Source organism: Paraburkholderia sp. RL17-380-BIE-A (assembly GCF_046028085.1).
Classification (GTDB): Bacteria; Pseudomonadota; Gammaproteobacteria; order Burkholderiales; family Burkholderiaceae; genus Paraburkholderia.
Genome location: NZ_JARESQ010000021.1, coordinates 90,828 through 109,291 on the forward strand (window position 1 = coordinate 90,828; position 18,464 = coordinate 109,291).

16 protein-coding genes are annotated in these 18,464 nt (G+C 61.5%); 3 read left to right on the forward strand and 13 right to left on the reverse strand.

Annotated features, from left to right (window positions below; all coding sequences use genetic code 11):
• Window positions 1-761: 761 nt before the first annotated feature.
• The 9 genes from P0D68_RS29340 to P0D68_RS29380 form a co-directional block, all read right to left on the reverse strand.
• Window positions 762-956, reverse strand: coding sequence for a hypothetical protein (locus P0D68_RS29340; protein ID WP_408301580.1), 195 nt, complete (start codon window positions 954-956; stop codon window positions 762-764).
• A gap of 202 nt (window positions 957-1,158) precedes the next feature.
• Window positions 1,159-1,365, reverse strand: coding sequence for a hypothetical protein (locus tag P0D68_RS29345; RefSeq protein ID WP_408301582.1), 207 nt, complete (start codon window positions 1,363-1,365; stop codon window positions 1,159-1,161).
• Between the two features lie 320 nt (window positions 1,366-1,685).
• A complete protein-coding gene (locus P0D68_RS29350) occupies window positions 1,686-2,216 on the reverse strand; it encodes a c-type cytochrome (protein WP_408301584.1) in 531 nt (176 codons plus the stop codon).
• A 226-nt stretch (window positions 2,217-2,442) separates the two neighbouring features.
• A complete protein-coding gene (locus tag P0D68_RS29355) occupies window positions 2,443-3,306 on the reverse strand; it encodes an NmrA family NAD(P)-binding protein (RefSeq protein WP_408183682.1) in 864 nt (287 codons plus the stop codon).
• 605 nt (window positions 3,307-3,911) lie between these two features.
• Window positions 3,912-6,314: an RNA polymerase sigma factor RpoD gene (gene rpoD / locus P0D68_RS29360; protein WP_408183680.1), complete on the reverse strand. Its 2,403-nt coding sequence runs from the start codon at window positions 6,312-6,314 to the stop codon at window positions 3,912-3,914.
• A gap of 92 nt (window positions 6,315-6,406) precedes the next feature.
• Window positions 6,407-8,272, reverse strand: a complete 1,866-nt coding sequence (gene dnaG, locus P0D68_RS29365) for a DNA primase (RefSeq protein ID WP_091804703.1) — start codon at window positions 8,270-8,272, stop codon at window positions 6,407-6,409.
• A gap of 80 nt (window positions 8,273-8,352) precedes the next feature.
• The gene (locus P0D68_RS29370) at window positions 8,353-8,799 is read right to left on the reverse strand and encodes a GatB/YqeY domain-containing protein (protein WP_091804708.1); all 447 of its coding nucleotides are present in this window, start codon (window positions 8,797-8,799) and stop codon (window positions 8,353-8,355) included.
• Window positions 8,800-9,022: 223 nt separating this feature from the next.
• Window positions 9,023-9,235 carry a 30S ribosomal protein S21 gene (rpsU, locus tag P0D68_RS29375; protein ID WP_028196180.1) on the reverse strand — a complete coding sequence of 71 codons (213 nt, stop codon included), beginning with the start codon at window positions 9,233-9,235 and terminating at the stop codon, window positions 9,023-9,025.
• Between the two features lie 68 nt (window positions 9,236-9,303).
• On the reverse strand, window positions 9,304-10,521 hold the full coding sequence (locus P0D68_RS29380) for a BaiN/RdsA family NAD(P)/FAD-dependent oxidoreductase (protein WP_408301588.1): 1,218 nt from the start codon (window positions 10,519-10,521) through the stop codon (window positions 9,304-9,306).
• Window positions 10,522-10,643: 122 nt separating this feature from the next.
• Between P0D68_RS29380 and tsaD the strand changes: the two genes are divergently transcribed.
• Window positions 10,644-11,672, forward strand: a complete 1,029-nt coding sequence (gene tsaD, locus P0D68_RS29385) for a tRNA (adenosine(37)-N6)-threonylcarbamoyltransferase complex transferase subunit TsaD (RefSeq protein WP_091804714.1) — start codon at window positions 10,644-10,646, stop codon at window positions 11,670-11,672.
• Window positions 11,673-11,743: 71 nt separating this feature from the next.
• Here the strand turns inward: tsaD and folE2 are convergent, their stop codons facing one another.
• From folE2 to P0D68_RS29405, 4 genes are all read right to left on the reverse strand, one after another.
• The gene (gene folE2, locus P0D68_RS29390; RefSeq protein WP_091804716.1) at window positions 11,744-12,550 is read right to left on the reverse strand and encodes a GTP cyclohydrolase FolE2; all 807 of its coding nucleotides are present in this window, start codon (window positions 12,548-12,550) and stop codon (window positions 11,744-11,746) included.
• A 255-nt stretch (window positions 12,551-12,805) separates the two neighbouring features.
• Window positions 12,806-14,713 carry a 1-deoxy-D-xylulose-5-phosphate synthase gene (gene dxs / locus P0D68_RS29395; protein WP_091804719.1) on the reverse strand — a complete coding sequence of 636 codons (1,908 nt, stop codon included), beginning with the start codon at window positions 14,711-14,713 and terminating at the stop codon, window positions 12,806-12,808.
• A gap of 85 nt (window positions 14,714-14,798) precedes the next feature.
• Window positions 14,799-15,680, reverse strand: a complete 882-nt coding sequence (locus P0D68_RS29400) for a polyprenyl synthetase family protein (protein ID WP_091804721.1) — start codon at window positions 15,678-15,680, stop codon at window positions 14,799-14,801.
• The gene (locus tag P0D68_RS29405) at window positions 15,677-15,985 is read right to left on the reverse strand and encodes an exodeoxyribonuclease VII small subunit (RefSeq protein ID WP_007178839.1); all 309 of its coding nucleotides are present in this window, start codon (window positions 15,983-15,985) and stop codon (window positions 15,677-15,679) included. Before P0D68_RS29405 ends, P0D68_RS29400 begins: the two co-directional genes overlap by 4 nt.
• 287 nt (window positions 15,986-16,272) lie before the next feature.
• Here P0D68_RS29405 and P0D68_RS29410 point away from each other — a divergent pair, with 287 nt between their 5' ends.
• A complete protein-coding gene (locus tag P0D68_RS29410; RefSeq protein WP_091804723.1) occupies window positions 16,273-17,379 on the forward strand; it encodes an aromatic ring-hydroxylating oxygenase subunit alpha in 1,107 nt (368 codons plus the stop codon).
• A gap of 120 nt (window positions 17,380-17,499) precedes the next feature.
• A complete protein-coding gene (locus tag P0D68_RS29415; protein WP_408301593.1) occupies window positions 17,500-18,369 on the forward strand; it encodes a sulfurtransferase in 870 nt (289 codons plus the stop codon).
• Window positions 18,370-18,464: the final 95 nt, after the last annotated feature.

Here is an 18,464-nt window from a genome sequence, read left to right on the forward strand (position 1 = left end):
GGATGTTGGCAATTCACACAACAGGATTTTCCAGATTCAGCAACAATCCATACGCCACTGGCGTTAAGTCTTTGTTTATTCACTACTTATCGCAAAATAAAGGGGCTGTCGCACCTGCTTTATTCATAAGTAATTGGCAACTTTTCAATATTGCCAGTTGCGTGTATGCAACAGCGTTTAATATGCGTGACGTAATCGGGTCGGAACGAAACGAAAAATACGAAATGTTTGATTGCTCGCAAATGAGGCAATAGAAGGTATGCGTGAAAGCAGGAGTAAATTTATTTTAGAAAACCGGGAACTTATTTTAATTAAGACGATCACGTTTGGTCGCGCTTAATGACTGGCCCACTGAATTCGGCGATTAACTCTTTCTTGTTGCGAGGGAGTGGATCAAATAGCCCGCTTGTACGCTATACGCTAAAGCGGAACGGTTGCGCCAGCGCGCGGCTGCTTGAATTGTAGGCGAGTCGGCCACAGCGGGGCTGCATACGTCGTTAGATGGACGTTGTGGCACTCGGTCCAGGCAGAATTCTTCCAAGAGGCCGTCGTCACCAAGTCAACGAGACACTTCTGGCACGACTTCACGTTCCGTCTGCTGAAGAGGAGGAAAGTCTTCAGCACGGGTGTTGTCCGGAGGTAATATGCGGCGCCGACCGCCGCGTGACAAAAACCCGTGCTGAAAACGGATGGCAAACTTCCGAACCGCCTTCCGTAACCATTAAACGGCACGGCCGTGCGTTTTTTTACACGGAGTTTCCCTAATTACGGCCAACCACGACGTTATGGCGTGTCTCGCGAGGACGTTGTGCCGCTCCGTCCTCGGGCACAGCGCCCGGTGCGAGCGGATCGGTTTCAGGCGGCACGCCGGGCAATGGCCGCGGCTGCTCGCCAGGTTCATCGAGTGGCTGGTTGGCAGGGTCGGCGACGGGGTCGATGGTAGGACCGGTTTGCATGATGAGCGTCCAGAGGATGGGAATGACTCCCACCCGCTCTCGCGCAACCACTATTCCTGCGACTCGGCGCCAAAGTGACACCTTTCGAGGCCTGCGAGCCCGCCTCGATTCGCCTCTTTCCCGATGTAGAAATTGCCCTGTTGCGTGGCGAAAGTTTCAACGTCTGTTAGGGCGGCCCGGCATGTCGCGCAAACATGTGACGTCAATGGCGATCGAGTCGCGAGCGAGGCCGCTCGTCGACCGATCCCGTCAGGAAAGGCTCAAGCCCGAAAAGCCACGCGAAGCAGAAGGTGACTCGCGCGAAAGCGTTGATCTGCCGTTGCGGCAAGGTTTCGCCGCCGCTTTCCAGCGGCGTGGCGAGCAAAGATGGAGCCTGGGCAAACTCAGTCGCGGTGTGGTCGGGTCGCATGGTCGTTCTCGTTATTGATATGGTCCGGAAGCCGACCTTATGCAAACGACGTGCCACTCCATGGAAAAAGCGTCATAAGGAGATTCAGTGCTGAATCGCCCACGATAACCCAGTCGATCGGAACGGCGACCAGTCGCTGATCGTGCGAGCGGCCACTAGCGGCCTGGCATCGAATGGGATGAGCGTAGCCGTCGACGAGACTGCTTTTCCTCGGTAGTTCCATTCGGCCATCTTCGTCGCCACGTCGATCTCCGGATGGCGTGCACGAGTCCGTCATTGCGGCCGCAAGTGAAGTTCAGACTGCCAAAGAAAACAGCCCCCTACTTAGCCCCATGCACAAGCGTCTCGTATCGCTCCGGAGTGATACCCCTTGCGTCGTAGAGAAACGCGGCCGTTTGCCATATCGTCTGATCGGCTTGCGTCTTTCCGAAGCTCGGCATGGCCGTCATGTTCACGCCATGTTTGATGACCCAGAACATCAGTTTGGGATTGTTGCGGCGACTGGCGGCGAGTAGCGCCGGCGCAGCCGGCTGAATCCCCTGTCCAATGAAGCTCAGCGGCTTTCCTGGCACACCGTGGCAAGCAGCGCAGGTCGAATCGTAGAAGCGCGCGCCGGCCTCGATATTCTTTAGCGACATCAGATCGCCGGGCGGCACGTCTTTACCAGCGTGATGATGTAGTGACGCTTCGTAGGTCGAGTGCAACATCCATGCAATGATCGGGCTGTCTTTCTTGCTTGCGGATACGTCGTAAAGGCCCGAAGAACTGAACAGAAACGCGCCGACGGCCAGCAGGATGAGGGTGACAACGATCGTCGCAGCCACGCTGGCGACGGAATGACGGAGTGGCATGGATAACGCTCCTGGGTCGCGCTGAGCGCGCAGAGTGGTCGTACCGTCTCATCGCCTGTTCAAACGCCGGACGAGCGATGGGGATGAGCGACCGATCGTAGCGCGCACGCCGTTACCGGACTCCGTCGCCTGGATTACCGTCTTGTCATGTTGGCTGGACGGCCTCGCAACACTGCGTTGGCGAGGCCCGGCGCTCTCAGTCGATGAGCGGTTGGCCGACAGACACTCATGCAAGCCGTTCGATTAGCGACTGCAACACTGTTTCCAGCGCCACATTGCCTTTTATCGTCTGGCCGGGCTTCTCGAACTCGATCCAGCCCTCGTTAAAGCCATCCAGCATCTGCATGCGAGGAGTGGGATTTTTCATGCCCTGCGACTTGAAGAGCGCTTGCCACGTATCACGCGGCACCGGCTCCATGCGTACGTCCTTGCCAAGCAACTGCGCGAACGCACTCGCAATATCGTTTGGGGTGACACGCCGCGGACCTTCCAGTTCAACGATCCGCGTACCGGTCCATTGCTGTTGCAGCATGCTGGCGGCGACCCTGCCGACATCGGCGGTAGCCACCATCGGAACCGGTTTATCGAGCGGCTGCAGGAAGCTGGGGATGACGCCCGCCGTGCGTGCGGGGTCCACGTCCCACGCCGCGTTCTCGATGAACCAGCCAGCGCGCAGGAAAGCGACCGGCATGGGCAGCGAACCCAGTTCCTGCTCCATGAGTCCGAGTTGCTGCAAGAGGTTCGGCTGGACAGCCTGAGCGCCAATCGTCGACAGGCAGACCACTTTCGCCGGATTGGCTTGCTTCAATGCGTCGCGCACCGTCCCGATCAGGTGGCGCGACTCCGAAAAGTCCGGCGACGGATCGAAGTTCGGCGGCAGCAAGATAAACACGCCGTCGGCTCCGGAAAACGCGGAGCACAGCGCTTTTGTGTCGGACATCTCCGCGATAGCGACTTCGCAACCTTGGTCATTCCAATCGGCACCCTTCGCGGCGCTGCGAACCACGGCGCGAACGTCCTCTCCAGCCGCTAGCAATGCACGAGCAACAACGCCACCCACCTGACCTGTGATACCAGTAACTGCAAACATTCCACTCTCCGGTTGAATGCGGCACAAACCGCTTGAGGAGAATTGTGGAGGCAAGGCTATACCGCGTGAATAGCATGAATGTCATTTCATATATGCTGATCACGCATGAAGCCGAAAAAAAGAAAGCCACTCCTAAGAGTGGCTTTCTAGAATTTGGTGGGCCTCCCGTGAGTCGAACACGGCACCAACGGATTATGCTTACCAGCTACGGTTTTCACCGTCCCTTTCGGGTTTGTGGTCTGGACTGTCTCTTGTCTTTACGACCTGCCCGTTCAGTCTCTACACGTTCTCTCCAGGAGAGCTTCGCTCGGGATTGCCACGCCGCCGAAGCAGCAGAGGGTTCCCCGAATTTGAGCAGTTCTACCAAGGAGCAGAGCTAACTTACCCCAAGGCAACCCATTCATGACTCACCATGCCATGCTGCGCGGTTTAGGTGAGTCGTTGCTAAGTCCGCTGCTCTAACCAAGCATGAGCTAGAGGCCCTAAAACCTTAATTGGCCGACATACTACACGAAAAAGGAGCCTTCGCAACCGCTTCGATCCGCCGAAACAACCGCGAGGCTCCTTCAAACTACTGCGTCACTACAGTGAATGACCGACCTCGATCAATTCCCTTCGAGGAACGACTTCAGCTTGTCCGAACGGCTCGGGTGACGCAGCTTGCGCAGCGCCTTCGCCTCGATCTGACGGATCCGTTCACGCGTCACGTCGAACTGTTTGCCGACTTCTTCGAGCGTGTGATCGGTGCTCATCTCGATACCGAAACGCATGCGCAGCACTTTCGCTTCACGCGGCGTCAGCGAGTCGAGCACGTCCTTCACGACGTCCCGCATGCTGGCGTGCAATGCGGCGTCGGCTGGTGCAACCGTGTTGTTGTCCTCGATGAAGTCGCCCAGATGGGAATCGTCGTCGTCGCCGATCGGCGTTTCCATCGAGATCGGCTCCTTCGCGATCTTCATGATCTTGCGGATCTTGTCTTCGGGCATTTCCATCTTCTCGGCCAGCGTTGCCGGATCCGGCTCGAGACCGGTTTCCTGCAGAATCTGACGCGAGATACGGTTCATCTTGTTGATCGTTTCGATCATGTGAACCGGAATCCGGATCGTGCGCGCCTGGTCCGCGATCGAACGCGTAATGGCCTGACGGATCCACCACGTTGCGTACGTGGAGAACTTGTAGCCGCGGCGATATTCGAACTTGTCCACCGCCTTCATCAGGCCGATGTTGCCTTCCTGAATCAGGTCGAGGAACTGCAGACCACGGTTCGTGTACTTCTTCGCGATCGAGATCACGAGACGCAAGTTCGCCTCGGTCATTTCGCGCTTCGCCTGACGCGCCTTCAGTTCACCCGCCGCCATCTGACGGTTGGTTTCCTTCAGGTCTTTCAGCGGCAGCACGACGCGCGCTTGCAGATCGAGCAGACGTTGCTGCTGTTCGCGAATGGCCGGAATGTTACGCGTGAGGATCGCGCTATACGCGTGACCTTCACCGACGATCTTGTCGGCCCACTCGAGATCCGTTTCGCTGCCCGGGAAACGCGCAATGAATTCCGCTCGCGGCATGCCGCACTTGTCGACCACCGTGTGCAGGATCTGGCGCTCGACCTGACGCACTTCGTCCACCTGTGCGCGCAGCGTGTCGCACAGACGCTCGACGGTGCGCGCGGTGAAGCGGATCGTCATCAGCTCGTTCTGGATCGTTTCCTGCGCCTTCAGATACGACTTGGACTTGTAGCCTTCCTTCTCGAACGCGCGACGCATCTTGTCGAACCATTCACTGATCATCGCGAATTTTTCGAGCGACGCACGCTTGAGCGCTTCCATCTGCGCAGCGTTGGCCGTGGCTTGCGCCGTGCCGTCGTCTTCTTCCTCGTCTTCTTCCGACTCTTCTTCGACTTCCTCGTCTTCGCTCTCGATCGCTTCCGCTTCTTGCGCGGAAAAGCCGTCCGCGTCTTCCGCGTTGGCGTCGATCAGGCCGTCGACCAGTTCGTCGATGCGAATTTCCTCATTCGCGACGCGCTCGGCCATGGCCAGAATGTCGGCGATGGTAGTCGGGCACGCGGAGATGGCCATCACCATGTGCTTCAGGCCGTCTTCGATCCGCTTGGCGATTTCGATTTCGCCTTCGCGCGTGAGCAGTTCGACCGTGCCCATTTCACGCATGTACATGCGGACCGGGTCGGTGGTGCGGCCAAATTCCGAGTCGACGGTGGACAGCGCGACTTCCGCTTCCTCTTCCACTTCGTCGTCCGAAGAAGCCGCCGGCGCGTTGTCGTTCAGCAGCAGCGTTTCAGCGTCCGGGGCCTGCTCGTACACAGCCACGCCCATGTCGTTGAACGTGCTGATGATGCCTTCGATCGCCTCGGTCTCAGTGAAGTTATCCGGAAGGTGGTCGTTGATTTCAGCGTACGTGAGGAAGCCGCGCTCCTTGCCGAGCTTGATCAGCGCGCGCAGTTTGGAGCGGCGCTCCTCGAGTTCCTCGACCGTGCCAGGCTGTGACGACGCGAAAGCGTCTTTCAGCAGCGCTTTTTCCTTTGCACGACGGTCGCGAGCCTTGGCCTTTTCCACCTTGGCTGGAGCAGCCGTGGGGGTTTCTTCGCTTTGGGTTGCGTCGTCATCGACGGGTACTTCGTTCAGCTTTTTCGTCATGGAGTTCGCCGTACCGGCTGTAGTCTCGACTCGCGGCTGGTGGACGCCAGCCGGTTGAACCGTGGATACTGGAACCTCGCGCACTACCGCATCGTCCTGCGCGGCAGCCGCTTCCCTTGCGCTTCTGACACCCGACCCCTTCGTGGCCGGTACTGCTACAACTTTCGCCGCCCTGACCGGCTCCGCTCGCGCAGCCGAAGTGGTCGTGGACTTCTTCCCTGCACCCGGTGCAATGCTGGCAGAAGACGCTCTTCTGGCGGAAGAAACTAACTTGGCCTCAGTGACCTTTCTGGTCTGCTCCGTGGAGTTCGTGCCTGTTGCTTTCTTGCCGCCCGCAGTTGCGTCTTTAGTCTTTGCCATCGCATCGCCTTTTCGCCTTTGCTAGGAAAACCCTTTTAAAAACAAACCGCTGGAAACTTTTTATTATAGCACCCAGGCTTCCTTCATTCCGCCTACAGCCCGAGCCGGCGCTTCATGTCGGCCCGCTTCCGATTGAGCTCCGACAGCTCCGCGAATTCCTCCGGCGTGTGCCGCGATTGCCGCGAAAGCTGCTCTAGCCGATCGCAGTATGCGTCGTACCGCATCTTCAGGATCGCCGCCTTCAGCTCCTCTCCTACGATCCGTTCCTGCTCGCGCCGTTCCTCGATGACGGTCGCATCCTCCGGGTCTTTCAGCAGCAAATCCCGGACATTTTCATCATAGTCTAGAATTTTGCGAAAGATTTCCTCGAAAGTTGGGGCGTTTGCGCCGTTTCGCAATAGGTCGGACAACAACTGAAACTCCGCCGAATCGCCCAGCGCACGCGCGTGCGTCGTGACTTCTTCGAATAGCTCGCCATGCCGCGTAACCGTAAGGAGCGCCTGTTCGGCCTCCTCGTCCAGTACCGCCACCGTGCGCGGATGCATCACCAGATTGCGCAGCGTTTTTTCCTCGATTCCCGTCACACTGCGCCGGTCTTTTCGGGCCGGCGCGGCGCGGGCGGCCGCCGCGATGCGCGAATCGACCTCGCACAGCGCGGCGACTTCGTCGAACGGCACGTCGAGCCGGTCGGCGAACATATGCATGATCTGCGCGCGCAGCGCATTGGCCGGCAACGCCTGCAGCAGCGGCTTGGCGTCGAACAGCGCGCGGGCCTTGCCCTCCGGCTGGTCCAGCTCCTTGCCGGTCAGCACCTCGTTGAGCATGAACTGCGACAGCGGCATGGCCCGCTCGACCTGCTCGGCGAACGCCTCGGTGCCGTATTCGCGCACGTAGCTGTCCGGATCGTGCTCGGACGGCAAGAAGAGGAACCGGATAGTGCGGTTGTCCGCCGCGTGCGGCAAACAGGCGTCCAGCGCGCGACGCGCGGCACGCCGGCCCGCCGAATCGCCGTCGAAACTGAAGATGACCGTGTCGGTCTGGCGCATCAGTTTCTGCACATGAATCGGCGTACAGGCCGTGCCGAGCGTGGCCACCGCGTTCTGGAACCCTAATTGGGCCAGCGCGACCACGTCCATGTAACCTTCCACGACAAGCACGTAGTGCTGCTCGCGAATCGCCAGACGCGCTTCGAACAGCCCGTACAGCTCGCTGCCCTTGTTAAATAGAGGCGTCTCGGGCGAATTCAAATATTTCGGCTCGCCACCGTCCAGCACTCGGCCGCCGAAGCCAATCACCTGCCCCTTCACATTGCGTATCGGGAACATGATCCGCTCGCGAAAGCGGTCGTACCGGCGGTTCTGACCCTGTGCGTCAGATTTTTCGCTGACGATCACCAATCCCGATTCGACCAGCGAATCGTCACGGTAGTTCGGAAATGCCGCTTCGAGGTTCTGCCAGCCGTCCGGAGCGTAGCCGAGCCCGAAACGGGCCGCGATCTCGCCGGTCAAGCCGCGTTTCTTCAAATACTGGATCGCGACCGGCGCGCTGCGCAGTTGCTTGCGGTAAAAGTCGCAGGCGGTCTGCATGACATCGGAAAGCGCCGTGGTGACCGCTTTGGACGCCGCCGGCGCATAGCCGCCGGAACCGCCGCCATATCCCGGCGAAGGTTCGTTCGGCACGGTCAAGCCGACCGACTGCGCCAGTTCGTTGACCGCTTCCGGAAACGACGAGCCGACGTGCTCCATCAGGAAACCAATGGCCGTACCGTGTGCGCCGCAACCGAAGCAGTGATAGAACTGCTTAGTCGGACTAACCGTAAACGAAGGGCTTTTCTCGTTGTGGAACGGGCAAAGTCCCATGAAGTTCGCGCCGCCTTTTTTCAACTGCACGTACCGGCCCACCACGTCGACGATATCGACGCGGTTGAGCAGGTCCTGCAGGAATGACGGAGGAATCACAGTAAATGACGCTACCTTAAAGGCTCAAGGCTGCGCACGCCGCCCGTCGAGCGGCGGCGCGCAGACCGGAAAAACAGAACTTACTTCGCGAGCGCGGCTTTGACCTGCGCCGAGACGGCGGTCATGTCCGCACGGCCGGCCAGCTTCGGCTTGAGCACGCCCATCACCTTGCCCATGTCCTGCGGACCCGCTGCGCCGGTTTGCGCGACCGCCGCCTGAACTTCGGCGACGATCTCCGCCTCGGACATCTGTTCCGGCATATAAGCCGACAGGATCGCCAGTTCGGCCTTTTCCTTGTCGGCCAGATCCGTGCGGCCAGCCGCTTCGAACTGGCTGATCGAATCTTTGCGCTGCTTGATCATCTTGTCGATCACAGCGGTGATCGCGGTGTCGTCGAGCGTCACGCGCTCGTCGACTTCGCGCTGCTTGATCGCGGCGAGCAACAGGCGGACCGTGCCGAGACGCTCGGTTTCACGTGCCCGCATGGCGGCCTTCATATCGTCGTTGATACGGTCCTTGAGACTCATCACTCACCTGAATGCGTTGGAATTTGAAAAATCGGCCGGGCTAACCGCATCAACACGAATACCCGCTTGGGACTGCTTCCTCAAGCGGGTTGGCACAATGTGCGTTGTGGGTGCGACCCTGCCGACTGGCCCGAAGGGCCGTGTTTTCCGTGATGGCGCCTGCTGTGCCGTCACCGGTTGGATGTCGCCGCTCCGTTCGACCGGAACCGCGGCAACGCCAGAATCAGTAGAACTTCTTTGGCAGCATCTGGCCACGCAGACGCTTGAAATGACGCTTCACCGCAGCCGCCTTCTTGCGCTTGCGCTCAGCCGTAGGCTTTTCGTAAAACTCGCGAGCGCGAAGTTCCGTCAACAAGCCGTTTTTCTCCATGGTGCGCTTGAAACGGCGCATGGCAACTTCAAACGGCTCGTTGTCTTTTACGCGGATGGTCGTCATTTTTCAATAACGGAACTTTGTAAAGGTTCAGGAGTATAGCAGAGCTTTCTCACAAAGCCAGAGCGCCGTCAAGCCCCTCTGGCATACTCCGCAGCCGCCTGGCCGGCGGCCACGCCCGAGGCCCAGGCCCACTGGAAATTGTAGCCGCCCAGCCAACCGGTGACGTCCACCGCCTCGCCGATGAAGTACAAGCCTGGCGCGCGTGCGCTCATCATCGTCGATGACGACAGGTCGCGCGTGTCGACGCCGCCGCGCGTCACTTCGGCTTTGCGATAGCCTTCCGTGCCGTTGGGGGTCAGCGTCCAGCGCGACAGGGCCTCACCGACCCGGCGCAGGGTTTTATCCGGTAAATCGGCCACACGGGCTTCGGCCGGAATCTGATGAGATTCCAGCCAGACATGGGCGAGCCGCTGCGGCACCCACTCGGACAACAGATTGGCGATCTGGCGCTTCGTGCCGGTCTTGGCTTCCAGTAACGCGGTCGTGGCGTCCTGCTCGGGCAACAGGTTGATGTGAATCGGCTCGCCGGGCTGCCAGTAGCTCGAAATCTGCAGCACACCCGGGCCGGACAGGCCGCGGTGGGTGAGCAGCAGATCTTCGTTGAATTGCGCGCCGGTCTTCTTGTCGCCGGTCGCGAGTTGCACTTCCAGTGAGACGCCGGACAGCGCCGAGAACGGCTCCCAGTCCGCCGCGGCGAAGGTCAGCGGGACCAGCGCGGGGCGCGTATCGATCAACTTGTGACCGAACTGCTTGGCAAGACGGTAAGCGAAATCCGTTGCGCCGATCTTCGGAATGGACAGCCCCCCGGTTGCGATCACGAGCGCACGCGCGCTGATCGGTCCCAAGTGCGAATCCAGCGTGAAGCGCCCTTCCGCGTCTTGCCGCACCGCTTCCACGGACAGCGGCGTACGCCATGCCACACGGCCCGCGTCGCATTCGTTCTTCAGCACGTCGATGACGGCGTCGCTCGACTGATCGCAGAAGAGCTGGCCTTTGTGCTTCTCGTGCCACGTCACATGATGGCGCTTGAGCAGCGCCATGAAGTCGCGCGGCGTGTAGCGCGCGAGCGCCGAGCGGCAAAAATGCGGGTTGGCCGACAGGTAGTTGGCCGGGCCGGCATACAGATTCGTGAAGTTGCAACGCCCGCCGCCGGAGATGCGGATCTTCTCCGCGAGGCGCTGCGAATGGTCGATCAGCACCACGCGGCGGCCGAGCTGCCCGGCCACGGCCGCGCACATCATCCCGGCCGCGCCTGCGCCGATCACTGCGATATCGAAGGATTCCATGCGGTCGCATTGTACCTGTGCCTCTGCGGCCCTTCTGGCGCACTGCTATACTTTCAGGCTTGCTTTTTCACTTTCGGGCGCCGCAGTGTCATTAAGCGTGCGTCCGCCCAGGCCCACCCATCATGCTCGTTCTCGGCATCGAAAGCTCCTGTGACGAAACCGGTCTCGCGCTCTACGACACGGAGCGCGGCCTGCTCGCGCACGCGCTGCATTCGCAAATTGCGATGCATCGGGAGTACGGCGGCGTGGTCCCGGAACTGGCGTCGCGCGATCACATCCGGCGGGCCCTGCCGCTGCTCGAAGAGGTGATGGAACGCGCCGGCACGGCCCGCGGCGACATCGACGCAATCGCCTACACACAAGGCCCGGGGCTCGCGGGCGCGCTGCTGGTTGGCGCGAGCGTTGCCAACGCACTGGCCATGGCGTGGGACAAGCCGACCATTGGCATTCATCATCTGGAAGGGCATTTGCTCTCGCCGCTGCTGGTGGACGAGCCGCCGCCATTTCCGTTCGTCGCGCTGCTCGTGTCCGGCGGCCATACGCAATTGATGCGCGTGACGGACGTGGGCGTCTACGAGACGCTCGGCGAAACGCTGGACGACGCCGCCGGCGAAGCCTTCGACAAAACTGCCAAGCTGCTCGGCCTCGGTTATCCGGGCGGCCCGGAAGTCTCGCGCATGGCGGAATTCGGCACGCCCGGCGCGGTGGTCCTGCCGCGCCCCATGTTGCATTCCGGCGATCTCGATTTCAGCTTCAGTGGCCTGAAAACCGCTGTCCTTACGCACGCCAAGAAGCTTGGCGGCACCAACATCTGTGAGCAGGCGAAAGCCGATCTGGCGCGCGGTTTCGTCGACGCGGCGGTCGACGTGCTGGCCGCGAAGTCGCTGGCGGCGCTCAAGAAAACCAAACTCAACCGGCTGGTTGTCGCGGGCGGTGTCGGCGCGAACCGGCAACTGCGCGAGGCGCTGTCCGCCGCCGCGAAGAAGCGCAATTTCTACGTGCACTATCCGGACTTGTCGCTATGCACGGACAACGGCGCGATGATCGCGCTGGCCGGCGCTTTGCGCCTGCAACGCTGGCCGGATCAGTCGGGCAAGGACTACGCGTTCACGGTGAAACCACGCTGGGATCTGACGTCCCTCGCACGCTGAGTGCCGTCATCGTTGAATTGAAAAAGCCGCTTCAAGAAGCGGCTTTTTCATGCAGTCGGCAAACACGCGCATCAACCGGCGCGCTTATCCCGCTCGATCACCGCATAGGCGCTGTGATTGTGAATCGACTCGAAGTTCTCGGCTTCGAGCACATAGGCGACGATCCGCTCGTCCGCATTCAGTCGTTGCGCGACGTCGCGCACCAGGTCTTCGACGAACTTCGGATTTTCGTAGGCGCGCTCGGTGACGAACTTCTCGTCCGGGCGCTTGAGCAAGCCCCACAGTTCGCACGAGGCTTCTTCTTCGGCGATACGGATCAGCTCTTCCACGGCGACGTCGCCGGCCAGCTCGGCGTTGATCGTGACGTGCGAGCGCTGGTTATGCGCGCCGTACTGCGAGATCTTCTTCGAACACGGGCAGAGGCTGGTAACCGGCACCTGCACTTGCAGGAACAGGCGCGTTGCGCCGTTGCGGGTCTCACCCGTCAACGTGACTTCGTAGTCCAGCAGACTTTGCACACCCGACACAGGTGCGGTCTTGTTCACGAAGTAAGGGAAAGACACTTCGATGCGGCCCGCCTCGGCTTCGAGCTTTTCGAGCATCGCGGCGAGCATGGTGCGGAACGTTGCGGGCTCCAGCGGCGCCTTGTTCTCTTCGAGCAACGCGACGAAACGCGACATGTGCGTGCCTTTCTGGTCAGCCGGCAAATGCACGTCGAGATTCCATGTGCCGACCGTCGGCTGAACCTCGCCGGCTTGCGTGCGCACTGTCAAAGGATGGCGCACGGCCTTCACGCCAACCCGTTGAATCGGGATCTGGCGGGTGTCGGGCGTGCTTTGCACGTCGGGCATCACAAAGGCGGGATTCATCTGGTTCATTGTCTTGTCCTTTCAGGAAACGCCGGGCCGCCCCAAGTCTTCCGCCCCGAAGAAAGTCACTTTGGGGGCTTGCGCCTTCGGGAGCTGCCGCAAGGCAACAGCCTTCGGGGCGCTCAGCGGCCGCGCGAATCCAGGCGCGCAACGGCAAACGCCGGCCCCTGCCGGCGTCGAATAATGGGCCCGAAGGCCCACCGATTCAAGTTGGAGATTGCTATGGCCGCCATAGCATGACGGCCGCGCAGCAAGCAGCGCCGCTTAAGCGACGCGCTTCACCGACGACTGGCCGCCGACTGCGCCGCTCAACAGAAAACGCTCGCGGATCGACTTGGCAATGCCCGCGGCGTCGAGACCACACGCGGCGAGCAGCTTGGCCGGATCTCCGTGATCGATGAATTGATCGGGGAGGCCCAATTGTAGTACCGGCCGAGTAACCCCACTGGCAAGCAGGGCTTCCACGCACGCCGAACCCGCGCCACCCATCACGCAGCCTTCTTCGACTGTGACGATGGCGTCGTGCGTTTCGGCCAGTTGACGGACCAGATCGGCGTCCAGCGGCTTCACGAAGCGCATGTTCGCGACCGTCGCGTCCAGTTGCTCGGCCGCTGCCAGCGACGGCGCGACCATCGTGCCGAACGCCAGGATCGCAATGCGCTTTCCAGCCGGCTGCGACGTTTCGCGGCGAATCTCACCCTTGCCGATCGGCAGCGCGGCCATTTGCTTGACGGTGGCAACACCCGTGCCGGCGCCACGCGGATACCGCACCGCCGTCGGATTCGGCTGCTGCAATGCCGTGTAAAGCATCTGGCGGCATTCGTTTTCGTCCGACGCGGCCATCACCGTCATGTTCGGGATGCAGCGCAGGAACGCCAGGTCGTAAGCGCCGGCGTGCGTTGCACCGTCCGCGCCGACGAGGCCCGCGCGGTCGATCGCGAACACCACCGGCAGGTTCTGCAGTGCGACGTCGTGAATCAGTTGGTCGTAAGCGCGTTGCAGGAAGGTCGAGTAGATCGCGACGACCGGCTTCATGCCGTCCGCAGCGAGGCCACCGGCGAACGTCACCGCGTGTTGCTCGGCAATGCCGACGTCGAAGTAACGATCAGGGAAGCGCTTCTCGAACTCCACCATGCCCGAGCCCTCGCGCATGGCCGGCGTGATGCCGACCACACGCGCGTCCAGCTCGGCGGCGTCGCACAGCCATTCGCCGAACACCTGCGTGTACGTTTTCTTCGACGGCGTGGTGGCCGGCTTGATGCCCTCGGCCGGATTAAACTTGCCCGGGCCGTGGTACAGCACCGGATCGGCCTCGGCGAGCTTGTAGCCTTGGCCCTTCTTCGTCACCACGTGCAGGAATTGCGGACCGCGCAGTTCCTTGATGTTCTGCAGCGTCGGGATCAGCGAATCGAGATCGTGACCGTCGATCGGACCGATGTAGTTGAAGCCGAACTCTTCGAACAACGTGGCCGGCACGATCATGCCCTTCGCGTGCTCTTCGAGCTTACGCGCGAGATCGAGCATGGGCGGCGCGACACGCAGCACGCGCTCGACGCCCGCACGCGCGGCGGCGTAGAAGCGGCCCGACATCAAACGCGCCAGATGGCGATTCAGCGCACCGACCGGCGGCGAAATCGACATGTCGTTGTCGTTCAGAATGACCAGCAACGGCACGTCGTCTTCGACGCCGGCGTTGTTCATCGCCTCGAACGCCATACCGGCCGTCATCGCGCCGTCGCCGATCACGGCGATGCCCATGCGGTTGTCGCCCTGCAGCTTGCTCGCGACCGCCATGCCGAGCGCCGCGGAAATCGACGTGCTGGAGTGCGCCGTGCCGAAGGTGTCGTATTCCGACTCGTCACGCTTCGGGAAGCCCGAGATGCCACCCAACTGACGCAGCGTGTGCATCTGGTCGCGGCGGCCCGTCAGGATCTTGTGCGGATAAGTTTGATGGCCCACGTCCCAGACGATCCGGTCGTGCGGCGTGTCGAACACGTAGTGCAGCGCAATGGTCAACTCGACTGTGCCGAGGTTGGACGAAAGATGGCCGCCCGTCTGCGATACGCTGTCGAGCACAAAGGCACGCAACTCGTCGGCAAGCGGTTGCAATTGGCGGCGATCGAGGCGGCGCAGTGCTGCCGGGTCGTCAATGGTTTTCAGCAAGTCGTACATCGTCGTTCCATTGTAGGAAAACTTACGCGCCCGCACTTCATACATGCGCCCCATGACGGAGGCGCGCGGCGGCGGGCTTTCGCGTTCAGCTAACCCGGTTCACCACCAGGTCGGCCAATTCGGCAAGACGCTGTGCGCGTGCGCCAAACGGCGCCAGCGCAGCGTGGGCATCGCTGCGCAGCTGTGCCGCGAGCGCGCGCGACGCGTCGAGTCCAATAATCGACACGTAGGTCGGCTTGCCGTCCTTCGCGTCTTTACCAGCCGTTTTGCCGAGCGTCGCGGAATCGGTCGTCACGTCGAGAATATCGTCGACGACCTGAAACGCGAGGCCGACAGCGGCCGAATATGCGTCCAGCGAACGCATGGCTTCCGCGCTCGGCGTTTCGCCCGCGAGCGCGCCCATGCGCACCGCGGCACGCAACAAGGCGCCGGTTTTCATGCGGTGCATGGTTTCGAGTTGCACGCGCGTCAGCGTGTGGCCGACGCTCGCCAGATCGATAGCCTGCCCGCCGCACATGCCGATCGAGCCGCTCGCCAGCGCCAGTTCGCGCACGAGCGCGGCCTGTTGCGCCGGGGCCAGCACGTCCGAGGTCAGCGCGACGAACGCCTGCGATTGCAGCGCATCGCCGACCAGCAATGCCGTGGCTTCGTCATACTTGACGTGTACCGTGGGCTTGCCGCGACGCAGCGCGTCGTCGTCCATGCACGGCATGTCGTCGTGGACGAGCGAGTACACATGGATCATCTCCAGTGCCGCCGCTGCCGCGTCGAGGCATTCGGCGCGCGCGCCGGTCAGCTCGCCGGCCGCGTGGCACAGCAGCGGGCGAACCCGCTTGCCGCCGCCCAACACCGCGTAGCGCATGGCTTCATGCAGCGTGGCGGGCTCGGTTGCCTCGGTCGGCAGGTAATGTTCTAGTGCCGTTTCGACGCGCTCCAGCACCGAGCGCATCCATTGTTCGAATGTCATAGGTCGTCCCCGCTCTCAGTAGCGGCTGTGCCTGCGGTATTCATGGGCAGCGGCTTGAGCGTCTCGCCGTCGAGCACGCGCACCTGCTGCTCGACCTTCTCGAGCTGCTGCTGGCAAAACGCCACGAGGGCCGCGCCACGCCGGTAGGCGGTGAGCGACTCCTCGAGGCTGAGATTGCCGCTTTCCATGCGCGCAACCAGCCCCTCCAGCTCCGCCTGAGCGGCCTCGTAATTCTCGGGCAGCGGCGTAGTGTCGACGCCTTCGGCTGGCGTGGCAGCAGTATCTTTCGACGCGGTCTTCGCCATGAATAGTCGCAAAATTAAAACAAGTCGGACATTCTACGGCAAAAGCGACAATTCCGATCCGCTCGCCGCCCTACGCCCCGCCTTCCGGCCCTCCGCTGCCTTACCAGTCTCGCAGAAAAAAAGTGATCGGTCTGCGGCGAAAAGGTCGAACTTACTTGACATTTTTGACCCAAATCAGGCACTTAAGCGCCCCAAGAAAGGGGAAACGGGTATAATCGCGGGCTCCCTAAATCGAAACCTTCGATGGTTGGGTTGTTCACTGCTTTCACGTCTTCACGGGAGTGGGAATGTCCAATCTGAGCAATGCATTGCAGTTGCGGTCTGTCCACAGCCAGCTGCCAGTCACGGCTTACTTTGACGAAGCGCTTCTAACGCGCGAAATCGACACCCTTTTCAAGAAAGGTCCTCGCTACATCGGCCACGATCTCATGGTGCCCGAAGCGGGGAATTATTTTGCTTTGCCGAGCGAGAGCGAAGGGCGTGTGCTCGTCCGTAACCAGCAGTCACAAGTCGAACTGCTGTCGAACGTGTGCCGCCACCGGCAAGCCATCATGCTCAACGGCCGCGGCCAGACGGAGAATATCGTCTGCCCCCTGCATCGCTGGACCTACGACCTGAACGGCCAGCTCCTCGGTGCGCCGCATTTCGCGGATAACCCCTGCCTGAACCTCGGCGCCACGCCGCTGCAGAACTGGCAAGGCCTGCTGTTCGAAGCACAGGGGCGCGACGTCGCGCGCGATCTGGCGCGTCTTGGCACCAAAGAACATTTCGATTTTTCGGGCTTCATGTTCGATCACGTCGAAGTCCACGAGTGCAACTACAACTGGAAGACCTTTATCGAGGTCTATCTGGAGGACTATCATGTCGCGCCGTTCCATCCGGGCCTCGGCAGTTTCGTCAATTGCGACGACCTGACGTGGGAGTTCGGCGACTGGTACAGCGTGCAGACGGTCGGTGTGCACAAGGATCTGGAGCAGCCGGGCAGCCCGACGTATCGCAAGTGGCACGACGAAGTGCTGCGTTTTCGCGGCGGCAATCCGCCGGAATTCGGCGCGATCTGGATGGTGTACTACCCGGGCATCATGATCGAGTGGTATCCACATGTGCTGGTGGTGTCGTGGCTGATTCCGCGCGGTCCGCAGAAAACCACCAACGTGGTGGAGTTCTATTACCCTGAGGAAATCGCGCTGTTCGAACGGGAGTTCGTCGAAGCCGAGCGCGCCGCCTACATGGAAACGGCCCGCGAAGACGACGAGATCGCCGAGCGCATGGACGCTGGCCGCCGTGCGCTGATGAATCGCGGCGAATCGCAGGTCGGCCCGTATCAGAGCCCGATGGAAGATGGCATGCAGCACTTCCACGAGTTCCTGCGGCGTGAACTCGGCACGATCTGATTGGCGCCTGCCCGGATTCCTCAGGCAGCACGCACGCATGGAAAGACGGACTTCGGTCCGTCTTTTTTGTTTAGACTAACAACATAGCTCGGCCGCCATCGCCAGTATCGAGGAGACGTCATGCCCCACACTCATTACACCACTCTGATCTCCGCGGCCAATCTCGCGGAACGCCTCGCCGCCGCGCCGGGCAGCGTGTTCGTCATCGATTGCCGTTTCGATCTGGCCGACCCCGAAGCGGGCGAAAAAGCCTATCTGGCCGGGCATCTGCCCGGCGCCCATTACCTGCACCTCGATCGCGACCTGTCGGGGCCGAAGAACGGCCAGAACGGCCGCCATCCGTTGCCGGATCGTGCGCGGCTGGTGGAGACGCTGGAGTCGCGCGGTCTGAAGCAAGGACAGCAAGTCGTCGCCTATGACGCGCAAGGCGGCATGTACGCCGCCCGTGCATGGTGGCTTCTGCGCTGGCTCGGTCACGACGCGGTCGCGCTGCTCGACGGTGGACTGCAAGCATGGGAGGCCGGCGGCCATCCGCTGACGCAGGACGCGCCCGCCCAGAACACCGGCGACTTCAAAGCCAGCGCGCCGCTGTCCGTCACGGTCGATGCGCAAACGGTCGAGCGCAATCTGGGCTCGAAGGAACGGGTCGTGGTCGACGCGCGCGCGGCCGACCGCTATCGCGGCGAGAACGAGACGCTGGATCGTGTCGGCGGCCACATTCCCGGCGCGCTCAACCGCTTCTTCAAGGACAACCTCACCGCCGACAGCCGCTTCAAGCCGGCTCATACATTGCGCGAGGAATTCCACGCGCTGCTCGCCGACACGCCGCCGGAGCACGTGATACTGCAATGCGGTTCCGGCGTGACGGCCTGCGTGAATGCGCTGGCAATGGAAGTCGCCGGCCTGCACGGCGCGGCGTTGTATGCGGGATCGTGGAGCGAGTGGAGTTCGGATCCGAAGCGGCCCATCGCAACGGGCCCGAATCCTTGAGCGTCAAGGTCAGCGCCCGGTAGGCGAGAAGTTGGAAAAAGGCCGTTCAACCGCGCTCAGGCAGCAACGGCCTTCTTGAACCGCGAGCGCGAGGG